17 protein-coding genes and 2 pseudogenes are annotated in these 21891 nt (G+C 70.6%); 14 read left to right on the forward strand and 5 right to left on the reverse strand.

Annotated elements, in window-relative coordinates:
- The first annotated feature begins 72 nt into the window (after positions 1-72).
- The gene (locus OG841_RS44300; RefSeq protein ID WP_365120449.1) at positions 73-1791 is read left to right on the forward strand and encodes a glycosyltransferase family A protein; all 1719 of its coding nucleotides are present in this window, start codon (positions 73-75) and stop codon (positions 1789-1791) included.
- A 390-nt stretch (positions 1792-2181) separates the two neighbouring features.
- A complete protein-coding gene (locus OG841_RS44305) occupies positions 2182-2448 on the forward strand; it encodes a hypothetical protein (RefSeq protein ID WP_328636187.1) in 267 nt (88 codons plus the stop codon).
- Positions 2449-2496: 48 nt separating this feature from the next.
- Here OG841_RS44305 and OG841_RS44310 read toward each other — a convergent pair.
- A pseudogene (locus OG841_RS44310) lies at positions 2497-2760 on the reverse strand (LD-carboxypeptidase); the annotation flags it as partial.
- A complete protein-coding gene (locus OG841_RS44315) occupies positions 2699-3142 on the reverse strand; it encodes a MarR family winged helix-turn-helix transcriptional regulator (RefSeq protein ID WP_365120451.1) in 444 nt (147 codons plus the stop codon). The gene OG841_RS44315 and the pseudogene OG841_RS44310, both read right to left, overlap by 62 nt.
- A gap of 62 nt (positions 3143-3204) precedes the next feature.
- Between OG841_RS44315 and OG841_RS44320 the strand changes: the two genes are divergently transcribed.
- Positions 3205-3999: an alpha/beta fold hydrolase gene (locus tag OG841_RS44320; RefSeq protein WP_328636185.1), complete on the forward strand. Its 795-nt coding sequence runs from the start codon at positions 3205-3207 to the stop codon at positions 3997-3999.
- 903 nt (positions 4000-4902) lie between these two features.
- Here OG841_RS44320 and OG841_RS44325 read toward each other — a convergent pair.
- Positions 4903-5082 (reverse strand): annotated as a pseudogene (locus OG841_RS44325) (helix-turn-helix domain-containing protein); the annotation flags it as partial.
- A 344-nt stretch (positions 5083-5426) separates the two neighbouring features.
- Between OG841_RS44325 and OG841_RS44330 the strand changes: the two are divergent.
- The 7 genes from OG841_RS44330 (at position 5427) to OG841_RS44360 (ending at position 15739) form a co-directional block, all read left to right on the forward strand.
- On the forward strand, positions 5427-5912 hold the full coding sequence (locus OG841_RS44330) for a hypothetical protein (protein WP_328636183.1): 486 nt from the start codon (positions 5427-5429) through the stop codon (positions 5910-5912).
- 76 nt (positions 5913-5988) lie between these two features.
- Positions 5989-8022, forward strand: coding sequence for a flotillin family protein (locus tag OG841_RS44335; protein WP_371569989.1), 2034 nt, complete (start codon positions 5989-5991; stop codon positions 8020-8022).
- Positions 8023-8155: 133 nt separating this feature from the next.
- Positions 8156-13078, forward strand: coding sequence for a DNA repair ATPase (locus tag OG841_RS44340; protein WP_371569991.1), 4923 nt, complete (start codon positions 8156-8158; stop codon positions 13076-13078).
- Between the two features lies 1 nt (position 13079).
- On the forward strand, positions 13080-13673 hold the full coding sequence (locus tag OG841_RS44345) for a hypothetical protein (protein ID WP_328636180.1): 594 nt from the start codon (positions 13080-13082) through the stop codon (positions 13671-13673).
- Positions 13674-13870: 197 nt separating this feature from the next.
- Entirely contained in the window at positions 13871-14074 is a 204-nt protein-coding gene (locus tag OG841_RS44350) for a hypothetical protein (protein WP_328636179.1), read from the forward strand.
- Between the two features lie 239 nt (positions 14075-14313).
- Complete coding sequence (locus tag OG841_RS44355) at positions 14314-15048, forward strand: flavodoxin family protein (protein WP_328636178.1); 735 nt, start codon at positions 14314-14316, stop codon at positions 15046-15048.
- A 124-nt stretch (positions 15049-15172) separates the two neighbouring features.
- Positions 15173-15739, forward strand: coding sequence for a DM13 domain-containing protein (locus tag OG841_RS44360; RefSeq protein ID WP_328636177.1), 567 nt, complete (start codon positions 15173-15175; stop codon positions 15737-15739).
- Between the two features lie 18 nt (positions 15740-15757).
- On the opposite strand, the gene OG841_RS44365 is transcribed toward OG841_RS44360, so the two are convergent.
- Together OG841_RS44365 and OG841_RS44370 are read right to left on the reverse strand one after the other, a co-directional pair.
- Positions 15758-16723, reverse strand: coding sequence for an Acg family FMN-binding oxidoreductase (locus tag OG841_RS44365; RefSeq protein WP_328636176.1), 966 nt, complete (start codon positions 16721-16723; stop codon positions 15758-15760).
- A 133-nt stretch (positions 16724-16856) separates the two neighbouring features.
- Positions 16857-17558 carry a response regulator gene (locus OG841_RS44370; protein ID WP_371569994.1) on the reverse strand — a complete coding sequence of 234 codons (702 nt, stop codon included), beginning with the start codon at positions 17556-17558 and terminating at the stop codon, positions 16857-16859.
- Between the two features lie 692 nt (positions 17559-18250).
- On the opposite strand from OG841_RS44370, the gene OG841_RS44375 reads away from it, so the two are divergent.
- The 4 genes from OG841_RS44375 (at position 18251) to OG841_RS44390 (ending at position 21870) form a co-directional block, all read left to right on the forward strand.
- The gene (locus tag OG841_RS44375; protein ID WP_328636173.1) at positions 18251-18880 is read left to right on the forward strand and encodes a hypothetical protein; all 630 of its coding nucleotides are present in this window, start codon (positions 18251-18253) and stop codon (positions 18878-18880) included.
- Positions 18881-19038: 158 nt separating this feature from the next.
- Positions 19039-19944 (forward strand): universal stress protein, encoded by a 906-nt coding sequence (locus OG841_RS44380; RefSeq protein WP_328636172.1) that lies wholly within the window; start codon positions 19039-19041, stop codon positions 19942-19944.
- A 25-nt stretch (positions 19945-19969) separates the two neighbouring features.
- On the forward strand, positions 19970-20992 hold the full coding sequence (locus OG841_RS44385; RefSeq protein ID WP_328636171.1) for a zinc-dependent alcohol dehydrogenase: 1023 nt from the start codon (positions 19970-19972) through the stop codon (positions 20990-20992).
- A 5-nt stretch (positions 20993-20997) separates the two neighbouring features.
- Positions 20998-21870: a universal stress protein gene (locus tag OG841_RS44390; RefSeq protein WP_365120467.1), complete on the forward strand. Its 873-nt coding sequence runs from the start codon at positions 20998-21000 to the stop codon at positions 21868-21870.
- Positions 21871-21891 lie beyond the last annotated feature (21 nt).

Genomic DNA, 21891 nt, shown 5'->3' on the forward strand with positions numbered 1-21891 from the left:
GACAACCTTTGTCAGAGCCTGAACGTCCAATGAACAACAGGAGACGCATAGTCTCCGTTGGGGGGAGCGTTCATGCTGAAGGTCAGCATCGTGGTGCCCGTCTACAACGCGGGTCGTTACATAGACATATGTGCGCCGTCACTCTTACGTCAGACCCTGGGGGATGACGCGTACGAGATCATCTACGTCGACGACGGCTCGACCGACGACTCCGCGCAGCGGCTCGACGAGTTGGCGGGCAAGCACGCCCATGTGCGCGTGATCCACCAGGAGAACTCCGGCTGGCCCGGCAAACCCCGCAACGTCGGCATCCGGGAGGCCCGCGGGGAGTACGTCCAATTCGTCGACCAGGACGACGAGTTGACCCCGACGGCCCTCGAACACCTGCACCGACTGGCCACCCGCAACGGCTCCGACATCGTCCTGGGCAAGGTCGTGGGCACCATGGCCGGCCCCAGCAACGTCTTCAAACGCACCCTGGAGCGCTGCACGGTCGAGGACGCACCGCTCATGGAAAGCCTCACCCCGCACAAGATGTTCCGCCGCGACTTCCTGCTCGCCCACGACCTCAGGTTCCCCGAGGGCCCGGTGCGGCTGGAGGACCAACTGTTCATGGTCCGCGCCTACTTGCGCGCCAAGACGGTCTCGATCCTCGCCGACCACCCCTGCTACGTATGGAAACGCCGGGACGACGGCGGCAACACCAGCAGCCGCGCCTCCACCCCGGAGGACTATTACGGTCACCTCCGCACCGTCGTCGAGGCCATCAAGCAGGAGACCCGACCCGGCCCCCTGCAGAACCACTTGCTCCGCCGCTCCTACCGCGTCGAACTCCTCCGTCCGGTGGGTGAGCCCCGTGTTCTCCAGCGCACCGGCAAGAACCTCGAGCGCTACTTCGACGTCGTACGCGCCATGGCCCTCGAGGCCTACCCGCCCGGTGTCCGCGACGGCCTCCCCGCACTCACCCGACTCCGGGCGCACCTGCTGGAGGAGGGCCACCTGGACTCCCTCGTCGAACTCACCCGCCGCACCCAGCGCATCAGGCCCGAGGTCACCGTGGACGACATCCGCTGGCGCGACGGAAAGCTCCACGTCACCACCACGATCGGTATGCGCCGCGCCGACGGTGAACCCCTCGCCCTCGTCGAGCGCTACGGCCGTATGCTCCTCGACCCCGACCTGTTGGACGGCATCAAGGGCGCCGAGGGCTGGGAGGCCCCGCACCCCCTTGGCCACGCCTACGGCGAACTCCTCGTCCACGACACGGCCCAGGACCTGTGGTGGTACCCGGACGCCGACCTGACCCCGCGCACGCAGCCGCTCGGCGGTGGCCGCCACCGCGTCGTGCTCACCGGTGAAACAGCCATCGACCCCCTCACCCTGGCCGGCGGCCGGCCGATGGAGCCCGGCACGCACGTGGTGTGGGCGAGCGCCCAACTCCTCGGTGTGGGCCGCAGGGCGCGGGTGACACGCAGCGACACCGCAACGCGCGGTGTCGGCCCAGGCCCCGGGGTCGTCCCCGTCCCCGTCCCCGGTCTCGGCTTCGGCTCGGTCAGGGTCGGTACTCCACCCCACCTGGTGGTCTCGGGCTGGGGCGGCGCGGCCGGCCAACTCCGCCTCGCCGTCCGCCCACCGGGCCGGGCCACGCTCCCACACCGCATCTACCTGCGCACCACATCGGTCCCGCCCATCCGCCGCGCGGCCCGTACGGTCCTCCACCGTCTCCCCCCGGACGCACGCCGCCGGGCGAAGAAGCTGGCGCGCAGGGCGGATCCCTGGAGCGGCGCCTGAGAAGCGGGGGACACGCGGCGGAGAGCAGGCTTCCGGGCTGACCTGCCGCCCGCAGGGGTACTTGCAAGACCTGCGGTGGCGGTGGTGAACGTTCCCGGGGAGGTCTTGTGGCGCACCTGCCCGGGCGACGGTGGCGGGGGTTGAATGGCCATCATGTTGCGTAGAGGAACGTCATCCACCCCCGCCGTTGCCCTGGTTGTCGCTTGCGTGTTCGCCGTCCTCACGTCGTGTTCCTCGGATTCTTCGGACGGGCCCTCCGCCGGAGGCCAGGCCGGCAGGTCCGGATCCGGGTCGGCGTCCGATCGCACACAGACGGCCACGCCGTCGCCCTCGCCGACGGGACCATGTGCTGACGGGACGTGCGAGATCAAGGTCGCCGTGGGAGACGCCGTGACAGTTCCGGAAGCGTACGGTCTGGGGCCGATCAAGGTGACCGCGATCGCCGACGGAGAGGTGAACATGGTCGCTCAGCTGACCGGGTCGGGTTACAGCATCTCGGGCTGTTCCGGTGGCGGCAGCGTGTCGTCGGACGGCGGAGGCGGTGTCGGGTTCAGCTGCGGCGAGGGCCCGGCTGCGACCATCAACGACGCCATGAGCCTGACGGTCGTCGACATCCTGGATTCGACCGCCGTCCTCCGCATCAAACCCGCCGGTTGACGTACGGCCCGGTGCTGGTGGCGGGGCCGTCCCTTCGTCATCGAGGTCGTCGACGATGCGATAGCTGCCCTTGCCGCCCATGGCGGCAAGCACAGCGCGGACCCCCGGGTCGCGGAACGCAGAGTTCAGGTCGGAGACACGATCCTCGGCGCGAAGTCCGCAAGACGTCAGTACTTGAACAGACTGTCCAAGGAGTCCGTGCCGCGATCTTGCCGCGCACGTCCAGCCGAAGCCAAGCCCCGCGGAGCAGTCACTCGTCGGCAGGCGAGCAGGCAGGCGTGTGCGGAAGAGTCGTGAGGCGCTGAAGCAGATCGAGGAGGGTTGCGCGGTCCGCGTCCGGCAGGGCGGAGAAGCAGTCGGCGAGCACTTCGTCGGCGATCTTGTGGCCGGCCGCCAGGATTCTTCGGCCGGCGGGTGTGAGGTGGTGTTCGATGCGCCGGCCGTGTCCTGGTCGGCGTTCCACGAGGTCCTGGGCGGTGAGGCGGCCGGCGAGTGTCCCGAAGGCCTGTTCGGTCTGGAACGTGGCTGCGGCCAGTTCACGGGCGGACGCTCCGGGGGAGCGGCTGATCGCGCGCAGGGCGTCCCACTGGGCCAGTGTCGTGTCGATGGCCTGGAGGGCGCTGTCGAGGGCCCGATGCTGACGGTACTGGGCCTGTTTGACCGCTCTGCCGAGTTCTTGCAGCTCAACGTGCATGCATCGAGTCTACGCCATGACCAAGCTAGCTTATATAAAGATGTTTAGTTACTATGGTCGGCATGTCCATCAACGCATCAGCCATGTACACCGACCTGTCCCTGACCCTGTCCGAGGCCGGAACAGGCAGGCCGGTCCTCGTCCTGCACGGCGGCGGAGGCCCCGCCACCGTCGCCGGCCTCGCCCAGCACCTCTCCCGCACCGCCCACACGATCACACCCGTGCACCCCGGCTGGGACGGCGCCCGCCGCCCCGCCGGGCTCACCGGCATCGACGACCTCGCCCTCGCCTATCTGCACATGCTGCGCGAACGCCGACTGCGCGACGTTCTCGTCGTCGGCTCCTCCCTCGGGGGCTGGATAGCCGCCGAGATGGCCGCACGCGACAGTGCGGGAAGCATCACCGGCCTCGTCCTGATCGACGCGGTGGGCGTGCAGGTCGAGACGGAACCCATCACGGACTTCTTCGCCCTTGACGCCCGCGGCGTTGCGGAGCACTCCTGGCACGACCCGGACCGCTACTACCTCGACCCGGCCGGCATCCCGGGCGAGGAACTCGCGCGCAGACAAGCCAACATGGCCACCATGCGCATCCTCGCCGGCGATCCCTACATGCACGACCCCACGCTGCTGCGCCGGCTCGGGCAGGTCCAGGTGCCTTCCCTTCTGCTCTGGGGGGAGAGCGACCGCATCGTCACCCCTGCCTACGGCGCCGCGTACGCCGCAGCATTCGGCGACGGCCGACTCGAAGTCGTCCCCAAGGCCGGCCATCTTCCGCAGATCGAACAGCCGGAAGCCACCTTCGCTCTGATCGACGCACACCTGCGCCAGTCGGGCAGTCGGTCGGATCAGCAGTGACCGGGTGTTGGCGAGGGGGTGACCCGCCTGTACGGCGCCTACGGCTTGGCCCGTCTGGTCTGCCGTCCGGTTGAGGGTTGTGCGGACTCGGCTTCTTCGACTTCTCGGGCGAGTTTCGCGATTCTTGTCTTCGCTGGGGTGATGCCGCGGAGGATGAGGCGTAGGTTGGGTGGCGGACTGGGGTACGACCGCCTCGAGTTCGTCCAGCCGTCGCTGTTGCGCGCCGAGTGCGGACCTCAGTCGTGCGGCCCGGTCGGGGGGTGGGGGAGGGGCGGTCCCGTTGAAGACGACGTTGTGCAGGGGCCGTTCGGCTTGGACGGCTTCACGCTCGGCTGCGTGTGCGTCGTCGGGGTAGTCGATCTGGATGGCGATGACGCGGCGGCCCCAGGGCTGTTGGTGCAGGTGGGTGCGGATGCGGGTGAGCGGACAGGTGGAGATGCCGACGTAAAGCAGGCCTTCGGGGCCGTGGAGCCGGTACAGGGCGGTGCGGCCGGCGGTGTGCAGGCTGCCTTCCTCGTCGAACAGGCTGCGCAGGAACTGTGTGTCGATGTCGGTCATGACGCGGCCTTCCTCGGCTCAGGGCGCGTGGTGACCGGCGCGGCGTCGACCGCGCGCCGCTTGTCCATCTCCTCACGGTCCCACGTGGGTGTGACAGAGCCTCTCCGACCAGCACGTCAGGCGTCGGGGCGGATCAGCTGCAAGTGCTCCGCGGCCGGGCTGGTGGCCACAACCGGTCCATGGGCAGGGGTGCGGTGCGGATGCCCCTGCGTCTCTGCCGAACATGGGCTCCGGCCCCAGCCCTGTCTCCGATAGCCATGTACCGTTCCGCGACTACGGATGTGAGTCCGGTGAGGGCGCACCTTCCTGCGACGGATGGGACCTGGGTCAGAGGTCCTTGGCCGGTCAGTCCAGCAGCCGCGCGCCGATCACGGCCGTCTGGAGCAAGTAACGGTGGGCGGGATCGGCCGGGTTGGCGCCGGTGAGTTTGTGGATGCGTTCCAGGCGGTACGTCAGCGCGCGCACGCTGAGGGGCAGGCGGCGTGCGGCCTCGGCGGCGACGCAGCCGGAGTCGAAGTACGCGGTCGATCTGTTGCCGGGTAAGGCGTCGGCCGGTGGCCGAGACGTCCGTCAGGATGCTGTCGTAGCCGTCGAGATACTGCCAGGGCGTCTCCCGGTCGGTCACTTCGTCCCCGATTCTTGACGCGTCGATGACGGATTCTTCACGGCCACCGGCAGGCAGACCTTGGTGAACACTGCCGGGAATCGGCAATGCGCCGCCGGGATTCGATCGTGCAGCATGGTCGTGGGGAGCACGGCGGATGGTTCCGGTGCCGGATACCGGCAGGTGTCCTGCACCGGAGTCCGAAGGGGCCGTGCACCGTCGCACTCGACGGTTGTGCGGCGCGGCTGGGGAGGGGGACCGGGGGATGCGGACGTTTCTGGTGGCCGCCACGGGGCCGCCCACGATCCTGCTGACCGCGGCCCTCGTCGTGCTCGCGTGCTTCTGGCTGCTGGTCGCAGGGGGCGTCACCGACGTCGACACCTTCGACGCGGACGTGGACCTGCGGAGGTGGCGCCTGGACGGGGTTCCCGCGATGGTCGCCGTCTCGCTGCTGACGGTGATCGCCTGGTCCTTGAGCGTCGGGGCGACGGTTGTGCTGGTGGTGTTCGCGGCTCCGGGACCTGCCACCGGGCTGTTGCGCCTCATCCTCCCGGTGGGAGCACTGCTCGCCGCCTGGGGCATGACCTGCCTGATCGTACGGCTGTTGCACCGCCGCTTCCCGGACGAACCCGCGCTGTCCGGGCTGAGCGAAACTCGCACCACAGGCGGAGCGCGGGATGCCGGCGGCCCGGATCCCTGCGGGGGCGCGTCGACCGGCACCGCGCTCTGGCCGGGCGACCGCGCCGCCTGAGCCGCGAGGGCGCCGGATGCCACCCGGCACCTGTATTTCTCACGCTCAACTCCCTTACGCCTCAAGGACGTATGCCATGACTGCCATGATCGCGGGTATCGGCGTGCTCGTCGCTGCCTGCCTGCTCGCCGTACTCGTCGTCTCCCTGCTGTTCCGCAAGGTGGAGCAGGGCAAGGCACTGATCGTCTCCAAGCTGCGGAAGGTGGACGTGACCTTCACCGGGCAGGTCGTGTTGCCGGTGCTGCACAAGGCCGAGGTGATGGACATCTCGGTGAAGACCATCGAGATCACCCGGGCCGGCAAGGACGGGCTGATCTGCCGGGACAACATCCGTGCGGACATCCGCATCTCGTTCTTCGTGAAGGTCAGCAAGACCGTCGAGGACGTCATCAAGGTCGCCCAGGCGGTCGGGACGGCACGGGCCAGCGACCGGGACACGCTCCAGGAGCTGTTCCACGCGAAGTTCTCCGAGGCGCTGAAGACCGTCGGCAAGCAGCTGGACTTCACCGACCTGTACACCAAGCGTGAGGAGCTGCGGTACCGGATCATCGAGGTCATCGGCGTCGACCTCAACGGCTACCACTTGGAGGACGCGGCGATCGACTATCTGGAGCAGACGCCGCTCACCCAACTGGACCCGGCCAACGTCCTGGACGCCCAGGGCATCCGCAAGATCACCGAGTTGACGGCCATCGAGCACGTGCGCACCAACGAGTTCCAGCGCACCGAGGAGAAGGAGATCACCCGGCAGAACGTCGACGCCCGCGAGGCCATCCTGGAGCTGGAGCGCCGTCAGGCCGACGCCGAGATCAAGCAGCGCCGCGAGATCGAGACCGTCCGGGCCCGGGAGGAGGCCGAGACGGCTCGGGTGGTGGAGGAGGAGCGGCTGCGTGCGCAGGGCGCGTTCCTCAAGACCGAGGAGCAGCTCGGTATCCAGCGTGAGAACCAGGCCCGCGAGGTCGCCGTCGCACAGAAGAACCGTGAGCGGGTCATCGCCATCGAGAACGAGCGCATCGAGAAGGACCGGCTCCTCGAAGTCATCGCACGGGAGCGGGAGACCGAGCTGACCCGCATCTCCGCCTCGAAGGAGGTCGAGGCGGAGAAGCGGGAGATCGCCGAGGTCGTGCGCGAGCGCATCGCGGTGGACCGTACGGTCGCCGAGCAGGAGGAGTCCATCAAGAAGCTGCGTGCCGTCGAGGAGGCGGAGCGGCAGCGGCAGGCCGTGATCATCGCCGCTGAGGCCGAGGCGCAGGAGCAGCTGGTCAAGGACATCAAGGCCGCCGAAGCCGCCGAGCAGGCCGCCGTGCACCGCGCCGCGGAGGAAGTGACCCTGGCCGAGGCCCGGTTGAAGAGTGCCGACCTCGACGCGCGGGCCAAGCTGCGGCTCGCCGAGGGGGTCCAGGCCGAATCCGCGGCCGAGGGGCTCGCGGCCGTCCAGGTCCGTGACAAGGAGGCCGAGGTCATCGAGAAGGCCGGCCGCGCCGAGGCCGGAGCCGCCGAGGCGCGCATGCGCGCGGAGGCGGAGGGCGCCCGGGCGAAGGCGCTCGCGCAGGCGGAGGGCATCGGCGAGAAGCTGAAGGCCGAAGCGGCCGGTCTGACCGAGAAGGCCGCCGCGATGGCGGCGCTCGACGACGCCTCCCGCGGTCATGAGGAGTACCGGCTGCGTCTGGAGGCGGAGAAGGACATCCGGCTCGCCGGTCTTGACGTGCAGCGGCAGGTCGCCGAGGCACAGGCCACGGTGCTCGCCACCGGGCTGGAGAACGCCGACATCAGCATTGTCGGTGGGGAGTCGGTCTTCTTCGACCGGTTGATGTCCTCCATCGCCCTCGGCAAGGGCGTCGACGGCTTCATGCAGCACTCCGAGACCGCGCAGGCGCTCGCGCAGCCCTGGCTGGACGGCACCTCCAGGTTCACCGACGACCTGAGCCGTGTTCTCGGCTCCGTCTCGACGGCCGACGTGCGGAACCTGACCGTGTCCGCCCTGCTGAGGAAGCTCATGAACAGCGCGGACACGAACACCGGAGAGGTGAAGCAACTGCTGGACAGGGCCGGTGAGCTGGGCCTGGCCGACACCTCGCTCGCCGCGCTCAACGGCAGCGCAAGGGCCTGACCCGCCGGGTCCTGACCGGCACGGCCAGGACCCGACCTGCGGGACACGGCCTCACCCGGCCCGTGGTCCGGAGCTGCCGCACAGGGGACGGCAGCTCCGGACCACGTATTTTCCGACTTCCGAGAGGGACCCCATGACCACCGGTCCGGACACCGGCACCTACGAGGTGCTGCGCGACCGCCTCGCCGCGCAGGCCGGCGAACTCGCCCGCCGCGCTGAGGCGCTCAACTCCCGTCGCACCAAGGAATTCGGCTCCACCCGGCTGGAGTTGACGCGCACCGAGCGGCTGCGCACGGCACACACCTGCGTCCCCCGCGACATCGTTTCCCTCGGCGACGCCGTCCTCTTCGGCCACAACCTTTTCCCCGGCCGGGGGCCCGAGACGACCGTCGGTGACGTCTTCACCCTGCACGACCGCGACCTGAAGCGGCTCCCCGACAACGCCGTGCCCGGCCTGCTCGACGACCCCGCCTTCGTCCGCGAGTTCGCCGCCCTCTACCGCTACTACCGCCAGGCCCACCTCCTCCAACTGCGCCGCACCGGCGGCAAACTGCTGGCCGTCTTCCAGACCGGGGAGAAGACGGACGACATTCGCGTGCTGCGCTGGGCGCTCACCGACGAGGGCCGGGCAACTTTCCTGGACGCGCGCGGCGAGCGCGATCACGCCTTCCCGCCCTCGCACGACGTCCCGTGGACGCGGACAACCCGCGAGGACCACGTCCTCGGCCGTCACCCGCACGTCTCCGTCCAGGGCGAGGTCTTCGTCGAGACGGTGGCAGGGACGCTGACCGTCAAGGTCGAGGACGACACCGAGACGGGCGAGGGCATCTACTCCGAGCCGGTCGCCGAACCACTGCAGTCCCTCGCCGACGCGGACATCGCGTACGCGCGCGTGGGCGCCCTGATCCTGCTGGACGTCCTTCCCTACAAGGAGGACGTCCACCGCTACCTGGTCTTCAACACCCTCACCAAGAACGTCGTCCGCCTCGACGGCATCGGCCAAGCCTGCCGCCGCCTGCCCGAGGACCAGGGCATCGTCTTCCCCGGCGGCTACTGCCCGGCCACCGGCGCGGACAAGACGTACGACCTCGACACCGAGGGCCTGGAGTTCGAGCGCGAGGTGCGCTCACCGAACGGCGAGGACGTCCTCTTCGTCTTCCACGCGCGCGAGGAAGGCCGCAGCCTGCTCCTGCCGTACAACATGATCCGCAAGGAGATCGCCACCCCCCTGTCCTGCCACGGCTGGGCCCTCTTCGACGACGGCACGCTCATGATCCTGCGCGCCGACAGCGCCGAGCCGGCCCGCGTGCACCCCCTCCAGCTGTGGCACTCCCCGTACGTCTCCGACACCCATGCCGCCGCCCAGCCGGTCGGCAGCGGCCCGCTGGCCCGCCTCGGCAACGCCGACCTCGTGCGCGGCATCTCCGACTGCCTGTCCCTCGCGCGCGCGGTCACCGGGGTCACCCCGACGAGCGGGGTCTACGAGGCCCTGGTCACCGCATGCGTCCGGGCTGCCGACTCCTCCCACTGGCTGGCCGAGAGCGAACTGGGCGACCTGCTCGAGCCGCTCACGCAGGTGAGGTCCACCGCCGAGCAGGTGCTGGCCGAGTTCGAGACCGTCCAGGCCCTCACCCGCCAGGCCGCCGACGCGCTCGCTGACGCGGCCACGCGCGTCGCCATGGTCGTACGGCGGCTGCGTGGCGAGTCTCCGCGCAGCGCCGCCGCCTGGGTGTCGGGGCTGACCGAACTCCGGCAGGCCCAAGGGCACTTGCTCACCCTCAAGAGCATGCGGTACGCCGACACGCCCCGCATCGACGAGCTCGCCGCCGACGCGGAGTCGGACCTGGCCGCCTTCGGGCAGCGGGCCGTCACCCACCTCGCCCGCGAGGACGCCTTCGCCGGCCATCGGGCGGACATCGAGCAACTTGTCGCCGACGCCGAGGCGATCGCCACCGTCGCCGAGGCGGCACGTCTCGCCGCCCGCCTCGACGAACTGGCCGACGGGCTGCGGACGGTGACCGACGTCGTGGCCGGCCTCGACTTCGGTGACGCGACGGTCCGTACGTCCATCCTGGAGCGCATCGCCGACGTACTGGGTGGTGTCAACCGCGCCCGCGCGAGCCTCGTCGGCCGCCGCCGCGCACTGTCCGACCGCGAGGGACGCGCCGAGTTCGCCGCCGAGTTCGCCCTGCTCGGCCAGGCCGTCACCGGCGCGCTCTCCGCCGCCGACAGCCCCGAGACCTGCGACGAGCAACTCGCCCGCCTGCTCGTGCAGGTGGAGAGCCTGGAGTCCCGGTTCGCCGAGTACGACGACTTCCTGGGCGACCTCACGGACCAGCGCGAGGAGGGTCTCGAGGCGTTCGCCGCCCGCAAGCAGACCCTCGCCGACGCCCGCGCCCGCCGTACCGAACGCCTCGCCGACTCGGCGGCCCGCGTCATGGAGACGCTCACCCGGCGCTCCGCCGCCCTCCCCGACGCGGATGCCGTCGCCACGTACTTCGCCTCCGACCCGATGTCCGCCAAGGTCGGCCGCCTCGCCGACGAGCTGCGCCGACTTGGCGACCCCGTGCGCGCGGAGGAACTCGACGGCCGCCTCAAGTCCGCCCGTCAGGAGGCGTTGCGCGCCCTGCGCGACCGCACCGACCTGTACGGCGACGACGGCCGCACCCTCCGCCTGGGCACCCACCACTTCGCCGTCAACACCCAGCCCCTCGACCTGACCCTGATCCCGCACGGCGACACGCTCGCCTTCGCACTCACCGGCACCGACTACCGCTCCCCGGTCACCGACCCCGACTTCGCCGCCACCCGCCCGTACTGGCACCGCCCGCTGCCCTCCGAGTCGCCCGAGGTCTACCGCGCCGAACACCTGGCCGCCCGGCTCCTGGACGAAAACGGCCCGGCGGCTCTCGCGGAGGCCGACGACCTTCCCGTCCTGGTTCGACAGGCGGCACAGACGGCGTACGACGAGGGATACGAGCGGGGAGTCCACGACCACGACGCGGTGCTGATCCTCACCGCGGTGCTGCGCCTGCACGAAGGCGCAGGCCTGCTCCGCCACCAGCCGGCGGCCCGCGCCACCGCTCAGCTGTTCTGGGCGCACCGCACCACGCCCGAGGCGCGCGGGAGCTGGACCCGGCGTGCGGTGTCCCTGGCGCGCGCCAGGGACACCTTCGGCCTGGCGCCCGCGATCGGCGATCTGCGGGGGGAGCTCGCGCAGGCGATCACCGGAGAGGCCGCGGATGCCGCCGCCGCGTACCTCTTCGACGAGCTGACCAGCGGCCCCGAGGGGTTCGTGGTCAGCGGAGGCTGCCGCACCCTGCTGGACACGTTCCGTCGTACGGTGGGCACGTCGGCCTACGACGACGACCTCGCCGCCCTCGGCGACCTGGCCGCCCGCCGGCAGCTGGTCGAGGCGTGGCTGTCGTCGTACGCGGCCTCAACCGGCGCGGATCTCGCCTCCGGTGATCTGGCCGAGGCGGTGGCCGCCGAGCTGTGCCCGGACCTGGCCCGCTACGAGTCCGACGCCCCGCTGACCGAGACCGTCGAGGGGCTGCTCGGCACCCACCCACGCATCATCGGCCGTACGCTCACCATCCGTGTCGACGAACTCCTCGCCCGGACACGAGAGTTCCGCGCCCACGAGGTCCCCGCCCACCGTGCCTACCAGCGCCGCCGGACAGCCTTGGTGGCGGCCGAGCGCACCCGGATTCGGCTGGACGAGTACCGGCCGCGGGTGCTGTCCGCTTTCGTGCGCAGCCGGCTCATCGACGAGGTGTACCTGCCCCTGATCGGCGACAGCCTCGCCAAACAGCTCGGCACCACCGGTGAGTCCGAGCGCACCGACACCGGCGGTCTGCTCCTGCTCGTCTCCCCGCCGGGCTACGGCAAGACGACGCTCATGGAGTACGTCGCCGACCGCCTCGGCCTGATCCTGGTCAGGGTCAACGGCCCGGCGCTGGGACACTCCGTCACCTCTCTCGACCCGGCCGAAGCCCCGAACGCCACGGCCCGCCAGGAGGTCGAGAAGATCAACTTCGCGTTGGAGGCGGGCACCAACACCCTCTTGTACCTCGACGACATCCAGCACACCTCACCCCAACTGCTCCAGAAGTTCATCTCGTTGTGCGACGCCACCCGCCGCATGGAGGGCGTGCGGGGCGGTGAGTCGCGGTCGTACGACCTGCGGGGCAAGCGTTTCGCGGTCTGCATGGCCGGCAACCCCTACACGGAGTCCGGCAGTCGCTTCCGCGTGCCCGACATGCTCGCCAACCGCGCCGACGTGTGGAACCTGGGGGAGGTCCTGACCGGCAAGGCGGACGCCTTCGCCCTCAGCTTCATCGAGAACGCGCTGACCTCGAACCCGGTCCTCGCCCCGCTGGCCGGCCGCGAGCGCACCGACCTCGACCTGCTGATCCGCCTGGCCGACGGTGACACCACGGCCCGTGCCGACCGGTTGACCCATCCTTATGGGCCCGCTGAGCTGGAGCGGATCCTGGCCGTGCTGCGCCACCTGCTGACGGCACGCGAAACGGTCCTGGCCGTGAACGCCGCCTACATCGCCTCGGCCGCCCGGACCGACGCGACCCGCACCGAGCCGCCCTTCCGCCTCCAGGGCTCCTACCGCAACATGAACAAGATCACCCAGCGCATCCAGCCGGTCATGAACGACACCGAGTTGGCGGCGTTGATCGACGACCACTACACGGCCGAGGCCCGGACTCTCACCACCGGAGCCGAGGCCAATCTGCTGAAGCTGGCCGAACTGCGTGACACGCTGACCACGGAGCAGAGCGCGCGCTGGTCCGAGCTGAAGGCGGCGTACGTCCGCACGCAGACCCTGGGTGGCCCCGAGGGCGACCCTCCCCCAACCTTCGGCCGGGGGGACCCCCATCTCGCTGCGCTCGCCGGCGCCGTTGCCGCCCTCGGGCTGCTGGCCGAGCGCGTTGCGGCCGTTGAGTCGGCGATCAACCGCGCAGTCGACCCGCGCCGGCTCCTTGCCAACAACGAGGGTCGGCTCGCGGATCGCTGGGCGCCTGTCCACGAGGAGCACTGAGGTGCCACGGACCGGTCGGGAGCCGCTGGCTCGGGAGCTGCCGGACACGGCCACGACCCGCCGGCGAGCGTGTGCGGGTCTGGGCCTGGTCGTGGCGATGCTCGGGCTGCCCTTCGCCGTCGGCGCCCTGGTCCGGTCGGGGACGATGCTGGGGCTGCTGACCGGTCCCCTCGCCTTCCTGCTCTTCGTCGAGCTGTGTACGGAACGTGGGTCGACGCGCTGCTCGTCGGCCAGGTTGACCGCGCGGACCCTGACCGGCATGCGGTCCGTCGACCTGAGCCGCATCACGAGTGTCCGGCTGCAGACGACGTTCGCGTACGGCACCGTCCACCGGGTCCTCCTCGTCCGCGACGCACACGGGGTACGGCTCGGCATCACCTCCACTTCCGGGCGGCGCACGCTGCGGCGGGCGCTCGAACGGCAGTCACGGGCCGTCAGGCGGTCCCCTCCCCGGGTGAGCCGGGCGGCGCGTGCCTGCCTCGGGAGCGGGCGGCCCGGGCAACTCGCCGTCCACACCGTGCTCGTGTTCCTCGCGCAGGTGGGGCTGGTGTGCGCGTATGTCGTGGTGCTGGTGGAGATCGGCGGGATCGGCTGACGCGAGCCCTAGGGAGAACGCCAGTGTGATTGCCGAGCTTCCGCAGGGTGCCGCACAACCCCTGGGAAGGATTACCGGTCTTCTCTACGGGCACCAGGTGTCCCAGGAGCACAGGGCAGCAACCGCAGGTCACGCACCCGCTCCGAAACGCGGTCGGCGGGTGAGACCCGCGGGCCCGTTCTGCCAGGAGGCACGGGATGGCTGCACGTCGTGACACATCGGAGGGCTTCCCGAACTGCTCCCGCAGGCGCGGCGAGGCCCCCATCGGGAGCCTTCAGTCCGCTGTGGAACGCGTAGACGTCAGGCAAGAGGTGGTCGAACCACTGCTGCGCCGCGCCGACGTGCTGTCGCAGCTCCTGCGGATCGGCCACGCACACGGCCTGCAGGGACAGGAGATGTAGAGGCCCCCGGGCGTCGTTGGTGGATCGCGCTGGACCATCAGGCACGAACAGGGCGGCTACCCGCGCTCGCGTTCTACGCCGGTGCCTTTGGCCCCGGGAGCGGAGCCGTATGTCAGTGGAACCCGCCGTGCGCCGGTGCGTCGCAGCGGGACAACGCGCGCATTCCGCGAGACGCTTCCGCCGGGGACGGCGCGAAGTCTCCGTCCCCGCCCCCGTCCGCTCTCCTCCCGGAGGCCGCCATGGCAGCATCGCCCGCCCCAACCGAGGACAAGTACCGCTTCGACGACCTGCGTGCGCTCTTCATCAATTGCACACTCAAGCCGTCCCCTCAGCTGAGCCATACCCAGGGGCTCATCGACAAGAGCCGGGCGATCATGGACGCTCGGGGGGTGACCACGGACGAGATCCGTGCCGTCGACCACGACATCGCCCCTGGCGTCTATCCGGACATGACCGAACACGGCTTCGCCTCGGACGCCTGGCCCGCGCTGTACGAGCAGGTGATGGCCGCGGACATCCTCGTGCTGGCCGGGCCGATCTGGCTGGGCGACAACAGCTCGATCACCAAGCAGGTCATCGAGCGGCTGTACAGCTGCTCCAGCCTCCTCAACTCCGCGGGACAGTACGCCTATTACGGACGGGCCGGCGGGTGTCTGATCACCGGCAACGAAGACGGCGTGAAGCACTGCGCCATGAACGTCCTCTACAGCCTCCAACACCTCGGCTACACCATCCCGCCGCAGGCCGATGCGGGCTGGATCGGTGCGGCGGGTCCCGGTCCGTCCTACCTGGACCCCGGCTCGGGAGGCCCGGAGAACGACTTCACCAACCGCAACACCAGCTTCATGACCTGGAACCTGATGCACCTGGCGGCCCTGCTCAAGCGCGCCGGAGGGATCCCTGCCCACGGCAATCAGCGCACGGAGTGGGACGCCGGTTGCCGGCCCGGGGCCGACAACCCCGAGCACCGCTGAACCAGACCAGGAGGCGTCAGTGCACACCGCTCCGTAAGGATTCCGTCATCACTCGCGGGGTACGGGACGGCCGCCCGTCGCCGTTGAATGGGCAGACAATCAACTCCCAGGAGACGAGGCAGGGATGGGGCGCGGGCGCAAGGTGCAGACCAGACCGTTGGTCATCGCGGTGCTGGTGGTGGCCTGTGGGGTTGCCTTCGGACTGTACTGGTTCCAGCCGTGGAAACTGTGGCAGGACGAGACCGTCGAGGAGGCCCTGCCCGGGGTGGTGGAGACGTCCGCTCCTCCTGCTGAGGCGCCCTCGTACAAGCCCTCCGAGCAGCCCTCGGCCACCGGTCCGCAGACGTTGGCCAGGGGAGAGCTGATCAGCCACGAGCATGCGACATCGGGCACGGTGAAGCTCGTACGGCTGGCCGACGGCTCCCACGTCGTCCGACTGGAGAACCTCGACACCAGCAATGGGCCGGATCTGCGTGTCTGGCTGACCGACGCCCCTGTGAAGGAGGGGCAGGCCGGCTGGCATGTCTTCGACGACGGGACGTACGTCAGCCTGGGCAGGCTCAAAGGCAACAAGGGGAGCCAGAACTACGCCCTGCCCAGGGACGTGGATCCGTCGAGATACAACAGCGTGAGCATTTGGTGCGACCGTTTCGACGTCTCATTCGGCGCCGCGGAACTCGCTCGCGTCTGACAGCGGTACGGCCGCCTCTCACCGCGCCGGCACGGACTTGTTGCTGCGGGGCGAAGCCGGTCCTTCGGGGCCGTACCCGAGGCGGATCACCATCTGCGCGTGGGAGGGGTGGGTGTCCGGCGACGGCATGAGTCGTTCAGCCAGGTCCGGCCATTCCAGTGCCTGGTGCAGGAGGGACGCCCGGATGCCATACGCGGTGGCGACGAGGAGAACCCGTTCCACAGCTTGGCCCGCGCGGAGCCAGTCGGTTCGACGGTCGTGGGCGGTGGACAGCACGGCGATCGACGGCTGCTGCTCGAAGGAGCGAGCGGGGTGCGCGTGCCGGTGGGCGCCGAAGTCCCGCATCGGGATGTGCTCCCGGTAGTCCTGCGGGCCGAGCACCTCTGATGGCATGCCCAGGCCGGTGCCGTTTCCTTCCGTCACCCAGCGGCGGCTTTCCCTCGCGCGGTCCGTGTCGGTGGTGTTGCGCTGCTCCGCCTCCCTGGTGAGCCGGAGCACGCTGTCGGCCCGGTGCGGTGAAAGGTGGTGCAGCCGTGCCCCTTCCGCGTGAGCCGCCTCGGTGAGTTCGGTGATCACAGCGGTGGGCAACGGCCGTTCCGAGAAGGGGAATCGGCTGCTGTGCCGACGCCACACGGCGTCGTACAGCGAGGTGTACGAGGATGTCCTGGCGCTGCCGCCCAGACGTACGGTGGCCAGCAGGTCCGGCTCGTCGGGGCGCGGGAGCAGCCGGGGCACCGGTTCCCATCCGAAGTGCTCGATCGCGATCCGCAGATTCAGTACGGCGCAGCCGACGGACAGGTGGAGGGCCCGTCCGGCCGGGTCGATGTGGCGCAGGCGGCGTCGCGTGGCCGCGCGGATCTCCAGCGTGAGCGCGTCCGAGTCCAGGCGGAAGCGCCAGGGCTGGGTGTTGTGGATCGACGGTGCGGCCACGGCCGCGGAGACCAGCGTCTCCAGGGTTGTCGCGTCGAGGACGGTGGTACGCATCGGGGGTTCCTCCCCGCCCTGCGCCGAAGGAAAGCGTCGGGGCTTCTCGGTGACCGGGTCAGCGTGGCACCCGGCACACGGGGAGGAGCAGGGGCCGTCCGGCCCGGGTGGGCTCCGAACGGCCCGGGCGGAGCTATGTCGTGGGACGGCCGCCGGGGTGCGGCTGTTCCAGGTGGGACGCCAGGACCGCGGCCTGGACGCGGCGCTGGACACCGAGTTTGGCCAGGAGCCGGGAGATGTGGTTCTTGACGGTCTTCTCCGACAGGTAGAGCTTCTTGCCGATCTCGCGATTGGTCAGGCCGTCACCGATCAGGGCGAGGATGTCCCGCTCCCGGGGCGACAGGCCGGCCAGTTCGGGTGCCGGGGCGGGTGCCGCGGCGGGTTCGGCGCGCAGCGAGCGCATCAGGCGGGCCGTGGTCGCGGGGTCGAGCATCGACTGGCCCGAGGCGACCGTACGCACCGCCGAGGCCAGGTCGGATCCCCGGATCTGCTTGAGCACATAGCCCGAGGCCCCGGCCATGATCGCGTCCAGCAGTGCGTCCTCTTCGTCGAACGAGGTCAGCATCAGACAGGCCAGCTCCGGCATCCGGTTGCGCAGCTCCCGGCAGACCGTGATGCCGTCGCCGTCCGGCAGGCGTACGTCGAGGACGGCGACGTCCGGGCGCAGCGCCGGGCCGCGGACGAGGGCGTGCTCCACGGTGTCCGCGTCACCGACCACCGAGATATCCGGTTCGGCGTCGAGCAGGTCGGTGATACCGCGTCGTACGACCTCGTGATCGTCGAGCAGGAAGACACGGATCGGATCCTGCTCCGTGAAGCTGCGTGTCCCGGTCATGACGGCCCCTCGTTCCCGGCGACGTACGGGCTGCGGGTTGCCCGCGAGCACGATCATCGCTCGCCGGGGCCGGTCGCACCAGGGCCGACCGGCCCCATCGGCTTGGGCGTGCGCCCCTCACCGGTCCCCTGGTCATGGCCCGGTGGTCCCTGCTGCCGGGCGGTTCCCGGCGGCGTGGCGACAGCACTGAGAGGGGACCGGCGATGACCATCACCGCGGCAGCAGACATCCGGGCGGCCGGAGCCTGGTCGGAATGCGCGGGACCCGGCCGGCGCGAGCGCGTCGACGTGCGGGACTTCATCCAGGCAACCACACGCCCTACGGACGGATGACCAGGACGCCATCGATGGCCTGGCCGGCTTCGTGGCCCGGCCCGGCTCCGTCGAGCGCGTGGACGTCCTGCCGTTCCACAAGCTGGGCGTCGCGACGTACGAGGCCCTCGGCTTCCTCCCCTTCCCCGCGCGTGACACGCCGAGCCCGACGCGACATTCGGTCGAGCGGGAGCAGTTCCGGGCGCATGGCCTGACGGCTTGCTCAACGAGGACTTCACCCCAACGGTCCCTGAAAACAGGGCCGTTCAGTCCTGAGGTCACGGACCTTCGGCATCCCGTGGCAGCCGCCGTACGCGACGAGAGTGAGGGGCGTCAGGTACCGAACGGACCTTCTCGCTCCTCCCCGAAGGGATCACCACCATGGCCGTGCACGAGCACCCTCACCGGAACTCCGGCCTCCACCTGCCGAACTTCCGCAGGAACCGGACCGCCTCCGGCTCCGATTCGGCGGTGTCGGCACGCACCGGCACGCAGACGGCGCGGGCCTTTGCCTTCGCCTCGCTGCGTCTGCTCACCGGGTTCGTCTTCCTGTGGGCCTTCCTCGACAAGACCTTCGGCCTCGGCTACGCCACGCAGTCCGGCAAGGGCTGGATCGACGGCGGCTCGCCCACCAAGGGCTTCCTCGGCGGTGTGGCCGCGGGGCCGATGGAGTCCACCTTCCACTCCTGGGCCGGGGACACCTGGGCCGACTGGCTGTTCATGCTCGGTCTGCTCGGGATCGGCGTCGCGCTGATCGCCGGGGTGGCACTGCGGTTCGCGGCCGTCGCGGGCACCGTGATGATGGCGCTGATGTGGGTCGCCGAGTGGCCGCCCGCCCAGCACCTCTCCGACGGCTCGCCGAGCATGTCGACGAACCCCTTCGCGGACTACCACCTCATCTACGCCGTCGTCCTGATCGCCCTGGCCGCAGCCTCCGCCGGAGAAACCCTCGGCCTCGGCAGGGTCTGGGCCAAGCTCCCGCTGGTGCGTCGCGGCCGCTGGCTGCGGTGAGCGCGGGAGGCGCGGCGGGCCCGTCGGCAGGGTCCGCCGCACCACATCGACGCGGGCCAGGGCCGGTCGGCCCATGGCAGGGACCTGTGGCCCCTGCCGGCGGCCAACGTCCGAAGACCAAGCTCGAATCGGGACCCCCGATCCAGAAGGTGGAGATCATGACCCGTACCCTCACCGTCGGCCTCGACGGCTCTCCCGAGAGCCGGGCGGCGGCCGAGTGGGCCGCCCGTGAAGCACAACTGCTCGGCCTGCCGCTGAAGTTGGTCCAGGTCTGGGAGCCGGTTCCGGCCCCCATGGCCCAGGCGCCGCTCCTCGGTCCCGAGACCCACCAGCACTGGACCGAGCGGATCCCCCGGGAGACGGCCGAAGGCATCCGACTGCGCCACCCCGGCCTCGACGTGATCACCGAGCAGTTGTCCGGCCGGCCCGCCGAAGCGTTGGCGGACGCGGCGAAGGACGCCGAGCTGCTGGTCCTGGGCTCCCGTGGGCTGAGCGGGATCGGCGGGTTCATGGTCGGTTCCGTCGGTCTGTGCGTCGTGGCGCATGCCGAGCGTCCGGTCGTCCTGGTGAGGGCCGGCGAGCAGGCTGCCGACGAGCACGAGATGGACCCGGTCGGCATCCCGTCCGCCGCAGCCCCGTTCCGGCCCGTCGTCCTCGGCCTCGACATCGAGAGCCCCGACGAGGAGCTGATCGCCTTCGCGTTCGCGGCCGCCGTCCGCCGGAGCACATCCCTGCGGGTGGTCCACGGGTGGAACCCGCCGCCGTACTACGCCTACGGGCTCTCCGTCGACCTGGAACTCCACGGAGAACTGGCCCGGTCCGAGACCACCGCCCTGGCCGAGGTCCTGCTCCCGTGGCGCGAGAAGTTCCCGGACGTCGAGGTCTCCGGGGAGTCCTCCTACGGCAGCCCCGGCAACCACCTCGTCGACGCCTCCCGCGAGGCCTCACTGGTCGTCGTGGGACGGCGCATCCGGCGCAGCCCGTTCGGCGCCCACATCGGCTCGGTCACCCACACCGTCCTGCATCACTCCACCGCCCCCGTCGCCGTCGTCCCGCACAACTGACCTTCACCCCCAAGGAGCAGACATCATGAAGGCAGCGGTCGTACGAGCCTTCGGCGAACCTCTGGTCATCGAGGACCGGCCCGACCCCGAGCCCGGCCCCGGCCAGGTCCGCGTCCGGGTGGAGGCCTCCGGGCTGTGCCACACCGACATCCACGCCGCCCGGGGCGACTGGCCCGTCAAGCCGACCCCGCCCTTCGTCCCCGGTCACGAGGGCGTCGGCCTGGTCGAGAAGCTCGGCGAGGGCGTCACCCACCTGAGCGTCGGGCAGCGCGTCGCCGTGCCCTGGCTGGGCAAGGCGTGCGGGCGGTGCGAACACTGCCTGTCCGGCTGGGAGACGCTGTGCGAGCGGCAGATCAACACCGGCTACGGCTGTGACGGCGGGTACGCCGAGAAGATGCTGGCCTGGGCCGACTTCGCGCAGCCGGTGCCGCACGGCGTCACGGCCTTCGACGCCGCCCCGCTGACGTGTGCGGGCGTGACGACGTACAAGGCGCTCAAGGTCGCCGGCGTGCGGCCCGCGCAGCTCGTCGCGATCTCCGGCGTCGGCGGCCTCGGTCACCTGGCCGTGCAGTACGCGAAGATCGCCGGGGCGCAGGTCGCCGCGATCGACGTCACCGACGAGAAGCTGGAACTCGCCGCCGAACTCGGCGCGGACCTGGTGATCGATGCCCGCAAGGACGACGTGGGCGAGGTGCTCAAGCGGTACGGCGGAGCCCACGCGGCGATCGCGCTCGCGGTGAACGAGGCCGCTTTCGCCGCCGTCAACTCCGGGCTGCGGCGCGGCGGAAAGCTCGTCATGGTCGCCCTGCCCGCGCACGGCACGATCCAGGTCCCGATCTTCGACACCGTCCTGAACGGCACGAGCGTGATCGGTTCGATCGTCGGCACCCGGCAGGACCTCGCCGAGGTGTTCCAGCTGCACGCGGCCGGCCGTACCCGGGTCATCCACGAGACCCGCCCGCTGGCGAGCGTGAACGAGTCCATCGACGACGTCCTGCGGGGCGAGGTCAAGGCCCGGATCGTCTTCGACCTCGGCGTGGGACGGTGAGGGCGATGGACCTGCCGATCGTCGTCGGTGTCGACGGCTCCGAGGCCGGACTGCGGGCCGTCGACTGGGCGGCCGACGAGGCCGCCCTGCGCGGGCTGCCGTTGCGGCTGGTGTACGCCTCACTGTGGGAGCGGTACGAGGGCGAGGCGCTCGCCGAGGACCTGGGCCGGCCGTCCGAACAGGTGCGGGCCGAGGACATCGTGGCGGCCGCCGCCCGGCGGGCCGCCCGGCGCCGGGCCGACGTGAAGATCTCCACCGAGGTGCTGCCCGAGGAAGCCGAGTACACGCTGGTGCACGAGAGCCGCGGGGCCGCCCTGCTGGTCACGGGCACCCGGGGCCGCGGCAGCCTCGCCGGGGCGCTGCTGGGCTCCGTGAGCCTGACCGTGGCCGGGCACGCGCACTGCCCGATGATCGTGGTGCGCGGCGACCAGGACGACCGGGCCCGCCCGGGACAGCATGACCGCGTCGTCGTCGGCGCCGGAGACACTTCGGCCGCCTCGGAGACGATGCGCTTCGCCTTCGAGGAGGCGCGGCGACGGGGTGCCGTACTGGAGGCCGTCCGGGCCTGGCGGTGCCCCGCGTACGAGACCACGGACCACCCCCAGCTCGCCGGTGAACCCGCCCGGCTGCACGAGCAGCACGCGGTGGACGCCCTGGAAGCGGCACTCAAGGAGGCCCCCGACGACGTCGTGGTGCGTCGGCGCACTGTGGAGGGCCACGCCAGGACCGTCCTGGTGGGGGCCTCGCGCGACGCCGACCTCCTGATCATCGGGGCCAGGCGCCGCCCGCGGCACTTCGGGCTCCAGCTGGGCCGCGTGGCCCATGGGGTACTGCTCCACTCCGACTGTCCGGTCGCCGTCGTGCCCGAACCGGTGTGACGATGGTGATCGTGGCGACGG

Origin of the sequence: Streptomyces canus (assembly GCF_041435015.1) — a bacterium.
GTDB lineage: Bacteria > Actinomycetota > Actinomycetes > Streptomycetales > Streptomycetaceae > Streptomyces > Streptomyces canus_G.